Raw genomic sequence first — 16,918 nt, forward strand, 5'->3', positions numbered from 1 at the left:
CCGCTCCTTAACTGACGATCATGTCGTCGCGGTGAACGGCCACCGGGCCATATTCATATCCCAGAATTTCGCTGATCTGCTGGCTGTGATGGCCGGCAATCATGCGCATCGCGTCACTGTTGTAGCGAGAAACACCGTGAGCAATATCCCGGCCCTGCAGGCTGCGGATGCGGATCACTTCACCGCGCGAGAAATTCCCCTGGATTGCGCGAATGCCCTTGGGCAGCAGCGAACTGCCGCGTTCAATGATGGCCGCCAGTGCCCCGTCATCGACGGTGAGTTCGCCCGCCGGTGGCGCACCGAAAATCCAGCGTTTACGGTTCTCCAGCGGCGATTGCTGTGCATGGAATCGCGTACCAACCGGCTTACCGTCAATCACATCGCTGATCACACCGCTGCGACTGCCCGAGGCGATAATCACGTCTATTCCGGCGCGGCAGGCAACATCCGCCGCCTGAAGCTTGGTCGACATACCGCCGGTGCCGAGACCGGATACGCTGTCACCCGCGAGCGCGCGTAACGCATCATCGATCACGTGGACGTCGCTGATCAGCTCAGCGTCAGGATTGTTGCGCGGATCGGCGGTAAACAGACCCTGCTGATCGGTCAGCAGCAGCAGCTTGTCGGCACCGCCGAGCATCGCCGCCAGCGCCGAAAGATTGTCGTTGTCGCCCACTTTGATTTCAGCGGTAGCAACCGCATCGTTCTCGTTGATCACCGGCACAATGTGGTTATCCAGCAACGCGCGCAGCGTATCGCGGGCATTCAGGAAACGTTCGCGATCTTCCATGTCGGCACGGGTCAGCAGCATCTGACCAATATGGATGCCATAGATGGAGAATAACTGTTCCCACAGCTGAATCAGACGGCTCTGCCCCACCGCAGCCAGCAGCTGCTTTGAGGCGATGGTGGGTGGCAGTTCGGGGTAGCCCAGATGTTCGCGTCCGGCGGCCATCGCGCCAGAAGTGACGATCACAATGCGGTGGCCTGCGGCATGCTGCTGCGCACACTGACGAACCAGTTCCACCATGTGCGCCCGATTTAACCGGCGAGAGCCGCCGGTAAGAACGCTGGTACCCAACTTGACCACTAAGGTCTGACTGCCACTCATATTTCCTGCCGTAGTGAAAAATTTTTACGAAAGGACGTTTTAACAGGAGTCGATACGGAAGCCAACAGCCAGCGGGGGAAAAGCACGAATTTACGCGGACAAGGCGGTAGACCAAAAGTTCAGCATTAACAAGAAATCCGGAAAAGTGTCATAAAAAGTTCATCACGGACGGGTAAAAAGTCGGTGTTTTACAAAAACTTTCGTTTTTTTACGGCGTTCACATTGGGATTGATAGCAAATGAAGAAAAGCACACTGGCCATGATCGTCTCCACGCTGACGCTGGCTTCTGCCGCGCACGCTGCCGAAATCTATAACAAAGACGGCAACAAACTGGATTTATACGGCAAAGTTAAAGCTGAGCACTACATCAGCGATAATGCCAGCGCAGACGGTGACAAGTCTTATACCCGTATCGGCTTTAAAGGCCAGACGCAGATTAATGACCTGATGACCGGTTACGGTCAGTGGGAATATCAGTACAACGTTAATAACTCTGAAGGCAGCGACGCCAATAACGGCAACAAGACCCGCCTGGGTTTTGCTGGCCTGAAATTCTCGCAGTATGGTTCGGTGGATTATGGCCGTAACTATGGCGTGCTGTATGACGTTGAAGCCTGGACCGACGTGTTCCCGGAATTCGGTGGGGACGGCACGGCCCGTTCCGATAACTTTATGACCCAGCGCGCCACCGGCGTCGCCACTTACCGCAACAACAACTTCTTTGGTCTGGTCGATGGCCTGAAATTTGCGCTGCAGTATCAGGGCAAGAACGACGCCACCAGCGCCAACAGCCGTACTGACATTAACCGCCAGAACGGCGACGGCTACGGTGCTTCACTGGGCTATGCGCTGGGTGATAGCGGCGTGAGCCTGATGAGTGCCATCACCTCATCTGACCGCACCAACCAGCAGCAGGCGCGCGCCTATGGCGGCGGTGACCGCGCAGATTCCTGGGGCGCAGGGGTGAAGTATGATGCCAACAGCGTTTACCTGGCGGCGATTTACACCGATACCCGCAACATGACGCCAATCAGCGGCACCAACCGTAATACCGGCGCTGCCGTCGCGGGCGCAGCCAACAAAGCGCAGAACATCGAACTGGTGGCGCAGTATCAGTTTGATTTCGGCCTGCGTCCTTCTATTGGCTATGTGCAGACCAAAGGCAAAGATATTGAAAACGGTATCGGTGATGCAGATCTGGTGAAATATATCGATGTGGGTGCAACCTACTACTTCAACAAAAACATGTCCGCCTTCGTGGATTACAAAATCAACCAGCTGGATGATGACAACGCGCTGTCGATCAACAACGACGACATTGTGGCAATGGGTGTGACTTACCAGTTCTGATTTGAGGCTCGAAAACCGGGCGGATTTGGATCTGGCAGCAACGCATAAATTCAACACGCAGGGAACACGGTCAGAAGAGGAAAGCGTCCCACGCCACGGACAAAAACGCCGGGAGCGTTTTTGAACAACGCAAAGCGTTGGCCCGTTTACGGACGCACCTCAGGGATGAGGTGCGTAATCGCGTGAGCAGAGCGTGCCATGGATGGCGGCTTTTGCGTCTTTCCGATCTGACCGTGTTCTCTGCGAAAACGCGATCTAACAGCGGGCCAGACTTCAACAAAAATGGCGAGTTTTTAAACTCGCCATTTTTTTCGTCTTTATTTTACTGAACTACCTAATCAGGCGCTCAGCTTCACCGGTTTCTCATCGAAGTCGCTGGCCGGGATAAGATCCAGCTCTAACTCCTTCAGCATCGCTTTCAGGCGGGTATGGAAATTCCGTAAGGTCTCTTCCACACGTGCCGTGTTCTCTTTACCTTTGATGTTTGCCACCGACCAGTCGCCCTCTTTATCGAACAGACCAATATGGTAGACATAGGTAAAGTGGTCAGCCTGCGCTTCCAGCTCCATCCACCAGCCCCAGAACTCACGCAGTTCCGGTGCCGGTTTCACATTGACGCAGGCAGCCAGACAGTCGAAGAAGAAGCGGGTTTCGCCACATTTCCCATCGCGAATATAAGGCCCAAGCTCGGTAAAACGCTTAAGCAGGCGACTGCGGGGATGACCACTTGGTAACGTCATGCTGATTCTCCATAGGTTTTGACCGCTATACAGCCTTGATTTCCGGGCGGCCTGATTACGTCATAAGCCTTTATAAGGCCGCCCGGAAGAATTCCGCTACTAGTTGTAGCAAATACTGTAAATTTTGCCAGTTACCTTTTTAAACGCTTCTCCAGCCAGTCGCAAATCTCATTCAGCGCCTTGTCGAAACTGGCCATCATCGGCTTCACCGGAATCAGCAGCGCTTTGCCGTCTGACGACGAGTTAGCGATCAGCTTGCTCTCTTCTTCCGGACTGAAAAGATCGTTCTGCCAGTAACCCGACAGCATCGGTGTCGGCGTCCGGCGGCCCAGCAATCCCTGGGTTTTAAGCGAATAACGATTGAGTTCGGTGCGCAGCGCGCTGTCGGAAGTGGTCGCCATGCCTAACCGGCTTGCCAGCATATCCATATACATATCCGGGATCTCATCCTGCAATGCCGTCTGCGTCAGCAGCGCATGCACAATCGGGCCAAGACAGGCGACGCCGCGCAGCCGCTGCGATTCCAGATAGGCCAGCCGCACCGCCACGTTCGCGCCAAAGCGATAACCAAACGCCGCCACGCGGGTGTGGTCAACCCAGGGCACGTTTTTCAGATCGCGCAACACCTGCTGATGCAGAAAACTGGTGTCCTGATTCAGCGTCCATTTCACCGAGTTACCCACCGACGGCACATCAATGGTCAGCATCGCAATGCCGCGCGGGGCAAGATAGTCATGGAACAGGCGGTAATGATCGCTCTGTAACGAGTCGAGCGCGCCGCAGAACAGCACGGTGGGATAAGGCGCTTCGACATCCGGTGGTATGTGCAGAAAGCCGCTAACCGGACTGCCGCCCGTGATGGCAAACGTCAGGGATTTCAGTTCGCCCGGCAACCGCTGAGTGGCCTCTTCATAGGCGCGATTGGCCAGCGTCTGTGCCTGGTCAGCCAGCTCATCGCCTTTTATATAGGGATAAGCGGCAACGCTATAGAGGTGCGCCGCGTGCAGCCAGTAGTCACCCGCCTCGCTGTCGTCGGTCGCCTCCAGCGCTTTCTGCTGCCAGATGCCTGCCTGTCTGCACCATTCAAAATGCCAGTTACCGCTGCGGAAACCGATTACCGTATCGAGCAGCGTCTCATCGGTATGTTCAACGTTGCTGATGGCAATACGCGCCAGCACTTCACTGATCTCCTGCGGCGTCAGGCCGCGCCATGTCCACATCAGCTTGTTCAGCATGCGATACCAGCCACGCTGGCTGTCACCATCCAGGGCTGAGTGGATATCCGGGGTAGCGTGATGCTGGCGGCGAACCAGGGAAGAGGTTTCAGGATGCTTAAAGCGCGGCTTGAATAGCTCCTCGCTGAGATTTTTGCTCGTCATACTCACTTCTCCTGCAACAGAACGGCGATGGCTAAGTGTACTGTACGGCAATTCGGGGTGCGAGGCTCAGAAAGCACAACGCCCGGAAAACCGGGCGTTGTCTGATGTGTATCAATCAGTTTTTTACAATCGGCGGAATGTAGACCACGCCCATATCCCACGGCTGCTCAATCCAGGTATCCTGCGGAATATCGACAATATAATCATCAACCAGTGAGCGACCAGCGGGTTTCGCGAAAATGGTGCAGAAACGCGCTTTCGGGTACATCTCGCGAATCGCCTGAGCGGTGCCGCCGGTATCCACCAGGTCATCGATCACGATAAAGCCTTCACCGTCGCCTTCCGCACGCTTCAGCACTTTCATTTCGCGCTGATGATCGTGGTCATAGCTGGAGATGCAGACGGTATCAACGTAGCGGATACCCAGTTCACGTGCCAGCAGCGAAGCCGGTACCAGACCGCCGCGGCTCACCGCGATAATGCCTGTCCACTGTTCAACAGGAAGCAGGCGCTGGGCCAGTTTACGGGCATGAATCTGAAGCATGTCCCAGGTAACGACGTATTTTTCGCTCATAAAATAGAAATCCCAGCCAACCGAGGTGGCGTAAAAATGTGCAACGGGGAAAAGGTTGCGCGAGATTATAAGGAGTTGACGCACTAAAAACCAGCACCCGCGCGCTGGTTGCGGCTTTTTAGCGCGTCTGAGAGCGCACCCGGTAAAAAACAGTGATATTCTCAGGCCTGGCTCGTCAGATTCTCTGACGGCGATTTTTCACTGGAAACTCGCGATGTCCGGCCTCGCCGGTACACTGACACAGGAGACCTGTCGTGTCTGAATTGTCTCAACTCTCTCCACAGCCACTGTGGGATATTTTCGCTAAGATCTGCTCTATTCCCCATCCCTCTTTTCACGAAGAAGCGCTGGCGAACTACATCACCGGCTGGGCTAAAGAGCAGGGCTTTTGGTGTGAGCGCGATCAGGTCGGCAACATCCTGATTCGTAAGCCCGCCACCGCAGGCATGGAAAACCGTACCCCGGTTGCGCTGCAGGCGCATCTGGACATGGTGCCGCAGAAAAATAACGACACCGTGCATGACTTCACCAAAGACCCGATTCAGCCCTGGATTGACGGCGAGTGGGTAAAAGCACGCGGCACCACGCTGGGCGCGGACAACGGCATCGGTATGGCTTCTGCGCTGGCGGTGCTGGCTGACAACAGCCTGACGCATGGCCCGCTGGAAGTGCTGCTGACCATGACCGAAGAGACTGGCATGGATGGCGCGTTCGGTCTGCAACCCAACTGGCTGCAGGCTGAAATCCTGATCAACACCGACTCCGAAGAAGAAGGTGAGATCTACATGGGTTGTGCAGGCGGTATCGACTTCGTCTCTACCCTGCCACTGACCCGCGAAGCCGTGCCTGCTGAGTTCCAGACCCTGAAGCTGACGCTGAAGGGACTGCGTGGCGGTCACTCCGGTGCCGACATTCATATGGGCCTCGGCAACGCCAACAAACTGCTGGCACGCTTCCTGGCGGCACACGCGGCTGAACTGGATCTGCGTCTGCTGGCGTTCAGCGGCGGTACGCTGCGCAACGCGATTCCGCGTGAAGCCTTTGCTACTGTGGCGGTCGAGAGTCACAAAGCGGATGCGCTGAAATCCGCAGCGGCGCACTTCCTGAGCGCCATCAAAAACGAGCATGGCGTTAAAGAGCCAAACATCGCACTGGTCACTGAGCCGCTGGCGCATCAGGGTAATGCCCTGAGCACCGACAGCCGCGATCGCTTCCTGAATCTGCTGAACAGCACGCCAAACGGCGTGATCCGCAATTCAGACGTGGCGAAAGGTGTGGTCGAAACCTCACTGAATATCGGTGTGGTGACGATGGAAGATGACCACGCAGAGATCAACTGCCTGATCCGTTCGCTGATCGACACCGGCCGCGATTATGTGGTGCAGATGCTGACCTCGCTGGGCCAGCTGGCGGGCGCGCAGACCAAAGCGAAAGGCGGCTACCCAGGCTGGCAGCCGGATGCGGACTCCGCCATCATGGCGCTGACCCGTCAGACCTATATCGCGCTGTTTGATAAGACCCCGAACATTCAGGTGATTCACGCCGGTCTGGAGTGTGGTCTGTTCAAAAAGCCTTATCCGGATATGGATATGGTCTCGATTGGGCCGACCATCACCGGGCCGCACTCGCCGGATGAGCAGGTTCACATCGAAAGCGTTGGTCTTTACTGGAAATTACTGACCACCCTGCTGAATGTGGTGCCAGAAAAGTAATTCTGTCACAAAAAAGTAAACCAGGCTCCGGCCTGGTTTTTTTATGCCTGTCACTTATCCCCAGCATAATTCGCTGCCTTTTCCGCGCTTTACCCCGCTATTCCGCCACGTTCCCGCGCTTCGCTGGTCACAGCCGCCGTTATGTCCGGATGTCTGGATGGCTAATAAGATTTCGTGCTAGCTTATGCGCTTTCGGCTGTTGCCGCGCCTGAAGGTTCAGGAAAAAATGCGGCCAGTGATTCTTCAGGAGAGTAATGACATGCCAGGGTTAAACCGCCTTGAGATGCGTAACATCTCCATCGCTTTTGGCGGGTTTGCCGCGCTATCGTCGGTGGATTTCCGCAGTGACGGCCATTCGGTTCATGCCCTGACCGGCGCGAACGGCGCGGGTAAATCTACCCTGATGGCGATCCTTTCCGGCGCGCACAGCCACTACAGCGGCGAAATCCTGCTGGATGGTGAACCGGTCTCCATCCGCACGCCACGTGATGCAAAACAGCTGGGTATCCATCTGGTTCAGCAGGAAGTGGATGTGGCGCTGGTGCCGCAGCTCAGCGTGGCAGAAAACATTCTGCTGGATCGGCTGGCAGAACCCGGCCACCGCTATCGCTGGGGTGAGATCCGCCGTCAGGCGCGGGCGCTGCTGACGCAGCTCGACGTGGCACTGGACGTCAACCGGCTGGTGGAGCGCTGCACCCTGGCGGAAAAGCAGCAAATTCTGCTGGCGCGGGCGCTGTCGCACCACTGCCGCTTCCTGATTCTGGATGAACCCACTGCCCCGCTGGATCAGCACGAAAGCGAGCGACTGTTTGCCGTGGTACGTCGTCTGCAGGCCAGTGGGATCGGCATAGTGTTTATCTCTCACCGCATCCATGAACTGAAAGCCATCTGCGACCAGCTGACGGTGCTGCGTGATGGCCGGTTGATCGAAACCGGCCCGATGGCGGCGCTGAGCGGCGAGCAGATCGTGGAGAAGATGCTGGGCCATCAGCTCACCGATATCTTCCCGGCCCGCCGTGAACAGCAGACACAGCCGCTGCTGCTGGCGGTGGAAGGACTGCACGATGAGCAGCTGCTGCAGGATATCTCGCTGCGGCTGCACAAAGGGGAAATTCTGGGCATCGCCGGACTGGCCGGTGCCGGCAAAACCGAACTCTGCAAGGCGCTGTTTGGTGCCAGCAAAAGCCGCGTCAGTCGCGGTGAACTGCACGGTCAGCCGTGGCAGCCGCGCTCGCCGCACGACTCGGTCAGTCGCCGCATGGCGCTGGTGCCGGAAGAGCGGCGCAAAGAGGGGATCTTTATCGATGAGTCGGTGGCGATGAACCTCAGCGTCAGCGCGGACGACAGCTTTTCGCGCTGGAGCCTGTTCGGGCATCGCCAGGCGTGGCGCTGGGCGGAGCAGGTTATCCGGCAGTTGCAGGTGCGCACCACCGGCCCGGCACAGACACTGCGGCGTCTCTCAGGCGGCAACCAGCAGAAGGTGGCGATTGGCAAATGGCTGCGCAACAACGCTGACGTGCTGATTTTCGATGAGCCGACCAAAGGCGTCGATATCAAAGCCAAAACCGAGCTGTTCACCCTGATCGACAGCCTGGCGCGCGAGGGTAAAGGCATCATCTACGCGTCGGGTGAATTTTCTGAACTGGTCGGCTTATGCGACCGGATTTGCGTGCTCTGGGATGGACGTATTGTGGCCGAACTGGCCGCACGCGACGTCACCGAAGAGACGCTTTTGCTCTATTCCACCGGAGGAACCCCTGCGTGAGCAGCAAAGAAACCAGCCTGAACCTGACGGCCGCGCCGTGGCGTCACCAGTTGTTCGACTTTCTCTATAAATGGGGCATGTTACTCACGGTGGTGATCCTGATCGCTGCCTTTGGCCTGGCCTCTGACAGCTTCCTTGAGCCCAACAACATCATCAACATTCTGCGATCGATTGCGATTGTGACGGTGATTGCGATCGGCGTGTCCATCTCGCTGACCGTGGGCGGCTTTGATCTGTCGGTCGGCTCGACCGCCTCGCTCGCCAATGCGTTAGTGATTTCGCTGTTTGTCTGGTACGGCTTCGGCACGACCACCGCAATCCTGATTACCCTGGCGCTCTGCACCCTGGTCGGACTGTTTAACGCCTTCCTGATTGTGATCCTGCGTATCCCCGACATGCTGGCGACGCTGGCGACACTCTTCGTGATTCAGGGTGTGGCGATGACCTACAGCTTTGGCGGGTCGATCACCGAGAACATGATGCTGCCGAGCGGTGATATGGCGGAAGGCACTATTCCGGCCGCGTTTGGCCTGCTGGGTCAGGTGCCGACCATCGTCATCATTATGCTGGTGGTGACCGTTGCCGCACAGCTGGCGCTATCTCTGACTAAGCATGGCCGCCGCATGTATGCGCTGGGCGGTAATCCGGAAGCGGCGCGCCTCTCGGGCATCCGTACCACCCGCTACCGGGTGCTGGCTTATGTGATCGCCTCACTGCTCGCCGGTCTGGGCGGCATCCTGCTTGCTTCACGTATCGGTTCCTCGCAGGTTAATGCCGGCAGCGGCTACCTGATGGATGCGGTCGCGGCGGCGTGGATTGGCTTTTCGCTGGCCGGTTCCGGCAAGCCCAACGCGCTGGGCACGCTGGTCGGCGCGGTTATCCTCGGCGTGCTGCAGAACGGCCTGGTCATGCTCTCTGTACCCTACTACGCCATGGACATTATTAAAGGACTGGTGCTGGCGTTAGCACTGGCGATTACCTATATCCAGCGCCGCTGAGGCGCGTTTACCGGAGTTGATAACAATGCAAAAAATAACACTCTCGCTGCTGGCCCTGAGCCTGCTGAACGCCAGCGCCGCCTTCGCGGACACCGTCACCCCGGTGCCTGCGGCAATCGCCAGCCATGATGGCCCGATTCGTATTGCGGTGATCCGCAACCTCGGCTCCGATGACAACACCACCCAGTTTGTTGCCGGTGCCATACAGCAGGGTCGCCAGCTGGGCTTTAAGGTCAGCACCTTTCTCAGCAACGGCGATGATGCGCGCTTTCAGGATTTCGTGAATCAGGCGATCAGCCAGAAATATGACGGCATCGTGCTGTCGCATGGCAAAGCACCCTACGCCAGCGGACTGGTAAAGCGTATCGCCGATGCCGGTATTAAGCTGTCCGTGTTTGATACCCCGGTGGATAACCCGATTCCTGGCGTCACCGTCACTGCGCAGGATGATGCTTCGCTGGCGCAGCTGTCGCTAGGTCAACTTATCCACGACTTCAACGGTAAGGCGAATATCGTCAAGCTGTGGGTCGCCGGTTTCCCGCCGATGGAGCGCCGTCAGGTCGTGTATGAAAAACTGCTGAAAGAGAACCCGGGCATTCATCAGCTGGAGTCGATTGGCGCAGTGTCAACAGACGTTCAGGGCGACACCGCTAACAAGATTGGTGCGATTCTGGCGAAATACCCGAAAGGCAAAATCGATGCCATCTGGGGCGCCTGGGATGCGTTCAGTCAGGGTGCTTACAAGGCGCTGCAGGAGAATGGTCGTACCGAGATTAAGCTCTACAGCATCGACGTCTCGAACCAGGATTTGCAGCTGATGCGCGAGAAAAACAGCCCATGGGTGCAGACGGTGGCGGTCGATCCTAAAACCATCGGCGCGGTGAATATGCGTCTGGTGGCGAAGAAGATTGCCGGTGAAGAGACGCCAGCGACGTATCAGTTTAAAGCCGCGTCGATCTCTCAGCAGCAGCTCAACAGTCAGCCTGGCGCGGTGAACGTTGCCTCGCTGAACAAGATCATTCCGGGCTGGGGCGGCAATGAAGATTTCATCGCACCGTGGTTTGCGACCCTTGAGGCGAAATACAAGAAGTAATCCGGCGTCAGCCTTGCCGACTGGTGAGGCTGACCGTTACAGACCCAGCAGCAGCTGACGCTCCAGCTGGGGATCCACCATGGTGACATGCAGTCCCACCAGCCGCACGCCACGCCCGGCGCGACGCTCATCCCAGGTTTTCCGGGCGATGGCAATCATGTCCTCTTTATTCAGCACCGGCCAGATATGCTCCTGGGTCGTCTGCTGAAAATCGCTGAACTTCAGTTTCACGCCCTGCCGCGCCACCTGCTTGTCCGGTCGAATCTGCGTCAGCCGGCGATCCAGTTCAGCATAGAGAAAGTCGATAATCTCCAGGCAGGCGTCCCAGTCGCTGATATCTTCCGCCAGCGTGCGTTCCACCCCCAGTGATTTACGCTCGCGCTCGACGATCACCTCACGATCATCAATGCCGTTGCTGCGTTCCCACAGCACCCGGCCAAACTTACCAAAGCGCTTCAGCAGCAGCGCTAAATCAGCCTTCTGTACGTCGCCACAGGTGAGCAGCCCCATCTCCTCCAGCTTTTTGGCCGAGACCTTGCCGACACCGGGAATTTTCGCCAGCGGCAGGGACAGCAGAAAACCGGCCATCTCCGGCGGGGTAATTACATACTGTCCGTCCGGCTTATTCAGGTCCGAGGCGATCTTCGCCAGAAACTTAATTGGCGCGATACCCGCTGACGCGGTAAGCCCGGTTTCACGGAAGATGGTCGCACGGATTTCCTGTGCCATCAGCGTGGCGGAGCCGTGACAGTGCGGACTGTCGGTGACATCCAGATAGGCTTCATCAAGGGAGAGCGGTTCAATCCGCGGTGTGTAGCGGGTAAAGATGTCGCGAATCTGCGCGGACGCTTCTTTGTAGGCGTCGAAACGACCTGGCAGCAGGCGCAGATGCGGGCATAACTTGAGGGCCATGCCGGTTGGCATCGCACTGCGCACGCCAAATTTGCGGGCCGGATAGTTGGCAGTGCTGATCACGCCGCGGCGTTCGCGGCTGCCGCCAATGGCGATCGGGATATCGCGCAGCTGGGGATTATCACGCATCTCCACCGCGGCATAGAAGCAGTCCATATCGACATGAATGATTTTACGCATACCCCCTCCGGCACTGGATAAGTATACAGTTGGCAGGGGTAACTGCAATATTTGTCGGGCCCACAATTAAAGTTTACAAATTTGTGGCCGAATATCTTTCAGTAAATCGCGAATCTGGCTGTCGGCGTCTTGCTAAAAAAACAGACAATGTTTAATGTTGCGCTGCGGTAGCGGACAGTTCCGATAATGCAAACAAAGACGCACATTTTGCGTCATGTTCTCTTCACCTCAAGGTATACACAGCATGGGCAAAATCGCACTCCTGTTTGCGATGATTTTACTGCCAGCCCTCAGCATGGCAATGACACCCGAACCCGTCTCAGCGGCACCGGTCAGCAAAGAATTAAAAAAGCAGTTACTCGGCACCCCGGTCTACATCCAGATCTTCAAGGAAGAACGCACGCTCGAACTCTACGGCAAAATCGGTAACGAATTCCGCCTGCTGGATACCTATCGCATCTGTAACTTTTCTGGCGGCCTCGGCCCGAAACGTCGTGAAGGCGATTTCAAAAGCCCGGAAGGTTTTTACAACGTGAAGCTGAATCAGCTGAAGCCGGATAGCCGCTTTTATCGCGCGATCAACATCGGCTTCCCGAATCAGTACGATCGTAATCAGGGGTATAGCGGCAACTACCTGATGATTCATGGCGACTGTAAGTCAATTGGCTGCTATGCCATGACCAACGCCTATATGGATGAGATTTTTACCTATGTGAACGCGGCGCTGCGTAACGGTCAGCAGGATGTTGGCATCAGCATCTATCCGTTCCGCATGACCGACAGCAACATGCAGCGTCACCGCTACTCCAGCGACGCCAGTTTCTGGCAGCAGTTGCAGCCGGGCTATGCGTACTTTGCGAAATATCACCAGCCGCCGATGGTCAATGTTACCAGCGGGAAATATGTGATGAACAGCAGCCCGGCACCGGTGTTAGCCAGTCCCGAAGCCGCTTCACGTTCATTCCTGGCGCTCTCCAAGGCAGAATAACGCCCATTCACCTGGCGCAATCCGCTGCCAGGTTTCATTGGCCGTCAGTGGCTGCGTAGCAATCACCGTCACCACGTCATGCGGCGTGGTGTGCTGCTGAAAATCAACCTCCACATCCTGATCCAGTAATTGCGCCCGGCCAAACGGTGCCCGGCGGGTGATCCAGAACAGGTTGGTGGAGCAGAAGGCCATCAGATAGCGGCCATCTGACAACAGCATGTTAAACACGCCCTTCTGCCGCAACGAACCGGCCAGCTCTCCGATAAAACGAAACACCGCAGGCCAGTTGCCCGGCGTGCGTGGATAGCGCGTCGCCAGCTGATGCAGGATCCAGCAGAACGCCTTCTCACTGTCCGTTTCACCCACCGGCCGGAATGTACCGGTCTCCAGCTGACGATAGCCCTTAAGCTGACCGTTGTGCGCATAGGTCCAGTTTCGGCCCCACAGCTCGCGGGTAAATGGATGGGTGTTTTCCAGCGACACCTGACCACGATTCGCCTGGCGGATGTGCGCCACCACCGAATGCGATTTGATCGGATACTCCTGCACCAGACGCGCAATCGGCGAGTTAAAGCTCGGCAGCGGATCTTTAAACGTACGACAACCTTTATCTTCGTAAAAGGTAATGCCCCAGCCATCTTTGTGAGGCCCGGTTCCACCGCCACGCTGAACCAGTCCGGTAAAGCTGAAACAGATATCCGTGGGAACATTGGCGCTCATCCCGAGCAATTCGCACATAGCCACCACCTCTGATTTTGAGGCCTCCCGTCAGGCGGGAGGCCCACGCTGTTACTTCACCATCTCTTTTTCGATCAGCAGCATCAGGATATGGATCACTTTAATGTGGATCTCCTGAATGCGATCGGCATAACCAAAGTGTGGCACGCGGATTTCAATATCGGCACTGCCTGCCATCTTACCGCCATCTTTACCGGTCAGGGTGATCACTTTCATCCCCTGCGCACGTGCAGCTTCAATCGCTTTAATAATATTGGCAGAGTTCCCGGAGGTTGAGAGGCCCAGCAACACATCGCCTGGTCGTCCTACCGCTTCCACATAGCGCGAAAAGACATAGTCATAACCAAAGTCATTACTGACGCAGGAGAGATGGCTGACATCTGAGATGGCAATCGCCGGATAGCCAGGACGATTTTCACGGTAGCGACCGGTCAGCTCTTCGGCGAAGTGCATGGCATCACAATGTGAACCGCCGTTACCGCAGGAAAGCACCTTGCCGCCCGCCTTGAAGCTGTCAGCCAGCAGCACCGCAGCACGTTGGATCGCATGAATATTGGCGTCATCGCTGAGGAATTTTGTCAGCGTATCAGCAGCTTCATTAAGCTCAGAGCGGATGATGTCCTGGTACATAGGGATGTCCTTTTTTAGGAGAGGTTAATCGCAGCAAGTTTAACGGAATGGCCGGTCAGCGCAAAGCGTCATGCCATGTCCGGCCAGGCAGTGGCGGCGATTAACATTGCCACAGTTGATGCAAAAATGGGCTAAAAACGGTTTTTGTGAGGCAGGTTGTAATTGCGATGTAAACAAATTGATAAATCCCGCCAACTACTCTAAACCTCTCTACACAACAGGTCAGACCTCTTACTTCCTGGAGCGATTCATCATGATAATTGTTTCAATATTTGCCACGCTGGCGCTGATTGGCGCTCTGTTCTATCACCGCCTGTCGTTACGGCTCAGTAGCGCAATCCTGTTGCTGTGGACTGCGGCGATGGCTGTCGCTCACCTCTGGACGCCGTGGCTGCTGCTGCCGCTGGCGATCGTTCTGCTGCCATTTAACCTGCCGGCACTGCGCCGCAGCCTGTTTTCAAAGCCGATCTTTCAGCGCTTCCAGAAGGTGATGCCGCCGATGTCGCGCACCGAGAAAGAAGCGATTGATGCGGGCACCACCTGGTGGGAAGGTGATCTGTTCCAAGGCAAACCTGACTGGCAGAAGCTGCACAGCTATCCACAGCCGCGCCTCACCGCCGAAGAGCAGGCTTTTCTTGATGGCCCGGTCGAAGAAGCGTGCCGCATGGCTAACGATTTCCAGATCACCCACGAGCTGGCCGATATGCCGCCGGAACTCTGGGCCTATCTGAAAGAGCATCGTTTCTTCGCGATGATCATTAAGAAAGAGTATGGCGGACTCGATTTCTCCGCCTATGCGCAGGCCTGTGTGTTGCAAAAACTGTCTGGCGTCTCCGGGATTCTGGCGATTACCGTGGGCGTGCCTAACTCACTGGGTCCGGGCGAATTGCTGCAGCATTACGGCACCGAAGAGCAGAAAAATCACTATTTACCGCGGCTGGCACGCGGCGATGAGATCCCCTGCTTTGCGCTGACCAGCCCGGAAGCGGGTTCAGATGCCGGCGCAATCCCCGATACCGGCGTCGTCTGCATGGGTGAATGGAAGGGTCAGCAGGTGCTGGGCATGCGCCTGACCTGGAACAAGCGCTACATCACGCTGGCACCGATCGCCACCGTGCTGGGCCTGGCGTTTAAACTCTCTGACCCGGAGCATCTGCTCAGCGACAACGAGAATCCTGGCATTACCTGTGCGTTGATCCCGACTCATACCCCCGGCGTGGAAATTGGCCATCGCCACTTCCCGCTTAACGTACCATTCCAGAACGGCCCAACGCGCGGCAATAATATCTTTGTACCGATTGACTATATTATCGGCGGGCCGGAAATGGCCGGACAGGGCTGGCGGATGCTGGTGGAGTGTCTGTCAGTGGGCCGCGGCATTACGCTGCCCTCGAACTCAACCGGCAGCCTGAAAAGTGTGGCGCTGGCGACAGGGGCCTATGCCCATATCCGCCGTCAGTTCCGGGTTTCAATCGGTAAGATGGAAGGGATTGAAGAGCCGCTGGCGCGCATCGCCGGTAACGCTTACGTGATGGATGCGGCAGCGACGCTGATTACCGCCGGGATTATGCAGGGTGAAAAACCGGCGGTGCTGTCGGCGATTGTGAAATATCACTGCACCCATCGCGGCCAGCGCGCCATTATCGACGCCATGGATATTGCGGGCGGTAAAGGCATCATGCTCGGCAACAGCAACTTCCTGGCCCGTGCCTATCAGGGCGCACCGATCGCTATCACGGTGGAAGGCGCTAACATTCTGACCCGCAGCATGATTATCTTCGGACAGGGCGCGATTCGCTGCCATCCTTATGTGCTGCAGGAGATGGCAGCCGCCGCCAGCAACGATGTGAACGCGTTTGATCACGCGCTGTTCAGCCATATCGGTTATGTGGGCAGCAGCACCCTGCGCAGCCTGTGGCTGGGCTTAACCGCCGGACGTACCAGCGCCAGCCCGACCCGCGATGGCACCCGCCGTTATTACCAGCACCTGAACCGCATCAGTGCCAATCTGGCGTTGCTCTCTGATGTGTCGATGGCGGTACTGGGCGGCAGCCTGAAACGTCGCGAGCGTATCTCGGCGCGTCTGGGCGATGTACTGAGCCAGCTCTATCTCGCTTCCGCGACGCTGAAACGCTATGACGATGAAGGCCGCAACGAAGCCGATCTGCCGCTGGTTCACTGGGGCGTGCAGGATGCGCTGCATCAGGCGGAAGTGGCTATCGACGATCTGCTGCGTAACTTCCCGAACCGTCTGGTAGCCGGCGCACTGCGGATGACCATTTTTGCTGGCGGTCATCACTGCCCTGCGCCATCCGATCGCCTGGACCATCAGCTGGCAAAAATGCTGCAGCAGCCGTCAGCTACCCGTAGCCGTCTGGGCCGTGGCATGTACCTGACGCCGAGTGAGCACAACCCTGCCGGTCAGCTGGAACAGGCGCTGCAGGATGTAATGGCGGCAGAAGTGATCCACGACAGGCTGTGCAAACAGACGAAGCAGCACCTCTCCTTTACCCGGCTGGACGCGCTGGCGAAGCGCGCGCTGGAGCAGGGCTGGATTGATGCTAAAGAGGCGGATGTGTTGCAGCGTGCTGAAGCCAGTCGTCTGCGGTCGATTAACGTTGATGAGTTTGAGCCGGAGGCACTGGCAGTACCGGTGCCGGAGAAAGCCCCTCAGCCTGCGTCACGGGCGAGTGAGGCGGCATAGGATTAGCGTCTGCTCAGGGAGCATACGCCCTCCGTAAAGACGC

The 16,918-nt window shown here is 57.0% G+C and carries 14 protein-coding genes; 7 read left to right on the forward strand and 7 right to left on the reverse strand.

Features of this window, described 5'->3' with window-relative positions; all coding sequences use genetic code 11:
• Positions 1-7: 7 nt before the first annotated feature.
• Positions 8-1,111 carry a glutamate 5-kinase gene (proB, locus tag IV493_RS13925; RefSeq protein WP_013356908.1) on the reverse strand — a complete coding sequence of 368 codons (1,104 nt, stop codon included), beginning with the start codon at positions 1,109-1,111 and terminating at the stop codon, positions 8-10.
• Between the two features lie 238 nt (positions 1,112-1,349).
• Between proB and ompC the strand changes: the two genes are divergently transcribed.
• The gene (ompC, locus tag IV493_RS13930) at positions 1,350-2,462 is read left to right on the forward strand and encodes a porin OmpC (protein ID WP_013356907.1); all 1,113 of its coding nucleotides are present in this window, start codon (positions 1,350-1,352) and stop codon (positions 2,460-2,462) included.
• Between the two features lie 338 nt (positions 2,463-2,800).
• On the opposite strand, the gene crl is transcribed toward ompC, so the two are convergent.
• From crl to gpt, 3 genes are all read right to left on the reverse strand, one after another.
• Positions 2,801-3,202 (reverse strand): sigma factor-binding protein Crl, encoded by a 402-nt coding sequence (gene crl / locus IV493_RS13935; protein ID WP_013356906.1) that lies wholly within the window; start codon positions 3,200-3,202, stop codon positions 2,801-2,803.
• Positions 3,203-3,333: 131 nt separating this feature from the next.
• The gene (gene frsA, locus IV493_RS13940; RefSeq protein WP_013356905.1) at positions 3,334-4,581 is read right to left on the reverse strand and encodes an esterase FrsA; all 1,248 of its coding nucleotides are present in this window, start codon (positions 4,579-4,581) and stop codon (positions 3,334-3,336) included.
• Positions 4,582-4,696: 115 nt separating this feature from the next.
• Entirely contained in the window at positions 4,697-5,155 is a 459-nt protein-coding gene (gpt, locus tag IV493_RS13945; protein WP_003851171.1) for a xanthine phosphoribosyltransferase, read from the reverse strand.
• Between the two features lie 254 nt (positions 5,156-5,409).
• Between gpt and pepD the strand changes: the two genes are divergently transcribed.
• From pepD to IV493_RS13965, 4 genes are all read left to right on the forward strand, one after another.
• Positions 5,410-6,867, forward strand: coding sequence for a beta-Ala-His dipeptidase (gene pepD / locus IV493_RS13950; RefSeq protein WP_013356903.1), 1,458 nt, complete (start codon positions 5,410-5,412; stop codon positions 6,865-6,867).
• A gap of 259 nt (positions 6,868-7,126) precedes the next feature.
• Positions 7,127-8,632 (forward strand): sugar ABC transporter ATP-binding protein, encoded by a 1,506-nt coding sequence (locus IV493_RS13955; RefSeq protein WP_195857309.1) that lies wholly within the window; start codon positions 7,127-7,129, stop codon positions 8,630-8,632.
• Positions 8,629-9,630, forward strand: coding sequence for an ABC transporter permease (locus IV493_RS13960; RefSeq protein WP_195857310.1), 1,002 nt, complete (start codon positions 8,629-8,631; stop codon positions 9,628-9,630). The genes IV493_RS13955 and IV493_RS13960 overlap by 4 nt, the downstream gene beginning before the upstream one ends.
• Positions 9,631-9,655: 25 nt before the next feature.
• A complete protein-coding gene (locus tag IV493_RS13965) occupies positions 9,656-10,723 on the forward strand; it encodes a sugar ABC transporter substrate-binding protein (RefSeq protein ID WP_098051390.1) in 1,068 nt (355 codons plus the stop codon).
• A 36-nt stretch (positions 10,724-10,759) separates the two neighbouring features.
• On the opposite strand, the gene dinB is transcribed toward IV493_RS13965, so the two are convergent.
• On the reverse strand, positions 10,760-11,815 hold the full coding sequence (gene dinB / locus IV493_RS13970; RefSeq protein WP_147788596.1) for a DNA polymerase IV: 1,056 nt from the start codon (positions 11,813-11,815) through the stop codon (positions 10,760-10,762).
• Positions 11,816-12,059: 244 nt separating this feature from the next.
• On the opposite strand from dinB, the gene dpaA reads away from it, so the two are divergent.
• On the forward strand, positions 12,060-12,803 hold the full coding sequence (gene dpaA, locus IV493_RS13975; protein WP_033781979.1) for a peptidoglycan meso-diaminopimelic acid protein amidase: 744 nt from the start codon (positions 12,060-12,062) through the stop codon (positions 12,801-12,803).
• Here the strand turns inward: dpaA and IV493_RS13980 are convergent.
• Both IV493_RS13980 and lpcA read right to left on the reverse strand, forming a co-directional pair.
• A complete protein-coding gene (locus IV493_RS13980) occupies positions 12,774-13,541 on the reverse strand; it encodes a class II glutamine amidotransferase (protein ID WP_013356897.1) in 768 nt (255 codons plus the stop codon). The genes dpaA and IV493_RS13980 overlap by 30 nt on opposite strands.
• Before the next feature lie 51 nt (positions 13,542-13,592).
• On the reverse strand, positions 13,593-14,171 hold the full coding sequence (gene lpcA, locus IV493_RS13985; protein WP_013356896.1) for a D-sedoheptulose 7-phosphate isomerase: 579 nt from the start codon (positions 14,169-14,171) through the stop codon (positions 13,593-13,595).
• Between the two features lie 253 nt (positions 14,172-14,424).
• Between lpcA and fadE the strand changes: the two genes are divergently transcribed.
• Complete coding sequence (gene fadE, locus IV493_RS13990) at positions 14,425-16,875, forward strand: acyl-CoA dehydrogenase FadE (protein WP_195857311.1); 2,451 nt, start codon at positions 14,425-14,427, stop codon at positions 16,873-16,875.
• Positions 16,876-16,918: the final 43 nt, after the last annotated feature.

Source organism: Pantoea sp. SM3640, from assembly GCF_015654165.1.
Lineage (GTDB): Bacteria > Pseudomonadota > Gammaproteobacteria > Enterobacterales > Enterobacteriaceae > Pantoea > Pantoea vagans.

Bases quoted from the DNA above. Each gene is read 5' to 3' on its own strand.
- proB (WP_013356908.1), bottom strand. From the start codon at position 1,111: ATGAGTGGCAGTCAGACCTTAGTGGTCAAGTTGGGTACCAGCGTTCTT.
- ompC (WP_013356907.1), top strand. From the start codon at position 1,350: ATGAAGAAAAGCACACTGGCCATGATCGTCTCCACGCTGACGCTGGCT.
- crl (WP_013356906.1), bottom strand. From the start codon at position 3,202: ATGACGTTACCAAGTGGTCATCCCCGCAGTCGCCTGCTTAAGCGTTTT.
- frsA (WP_013356905.1), bottom strand. From the start codon at position 4,581: ATGACGAGCAAAAATCTCAGCGAGGAGCTATTCAAGCCGCGCTTTAAG.
- gpt (WP_003851171.1), bottom strand. From the start codon at position 5,155: ATGAGCGAAAAATACGTCGTTACCTGGGACATGCTTCAGATTCATGCC.
- IV493_RS13955 (WP_195857309.1), top strand. From the start codon at position 7,127: ATGCCAGGGTTAAACCGCCTTGAGATGCGTAACATCTCCATCGCTTTT.
- IV493_RS13965 (WP_098051390.1), top strand. From the start codon at position 9,656: ATGCAAAAAATAACACTCTCGCTGCTGGCCCTGAGCCTGCTGAACGCC.
- dinB (WP_147788596.1), bottom strand. From the start codon at position 11,815: ATGCGTAAAATCATTCATGTCGATATGGACTGCTTCTATGCCGCGGTG.
- dpaA (WP_033781979.1), top strand. From the start codon at position 12,060: ATGGGCAAAATCGCACTCCTGTTTGCGATGATTTTACTGCCAGCCCTC.
- IV493_RS13980 (WP_013356897.1), bottom strand. From the start codon at position 13,541: ATGTGCGAATTGCTCGGGATGAGCGCCAATGTTCCCACGGATATCTGT.
- lpcA (WP_013356896.1), bottom strand. From the start codon at position 14,171: ATGTACCAGGACATCATCCGCTCTGAGCTTAATGAAGCTGCTGATACG.
- fadE (WP_195857311.1), top strand. From the start codon at position 14,425: ATGATAATTGTTTCAATATTTGCCACGCTGGCGCTGATTGGCGCTCTG.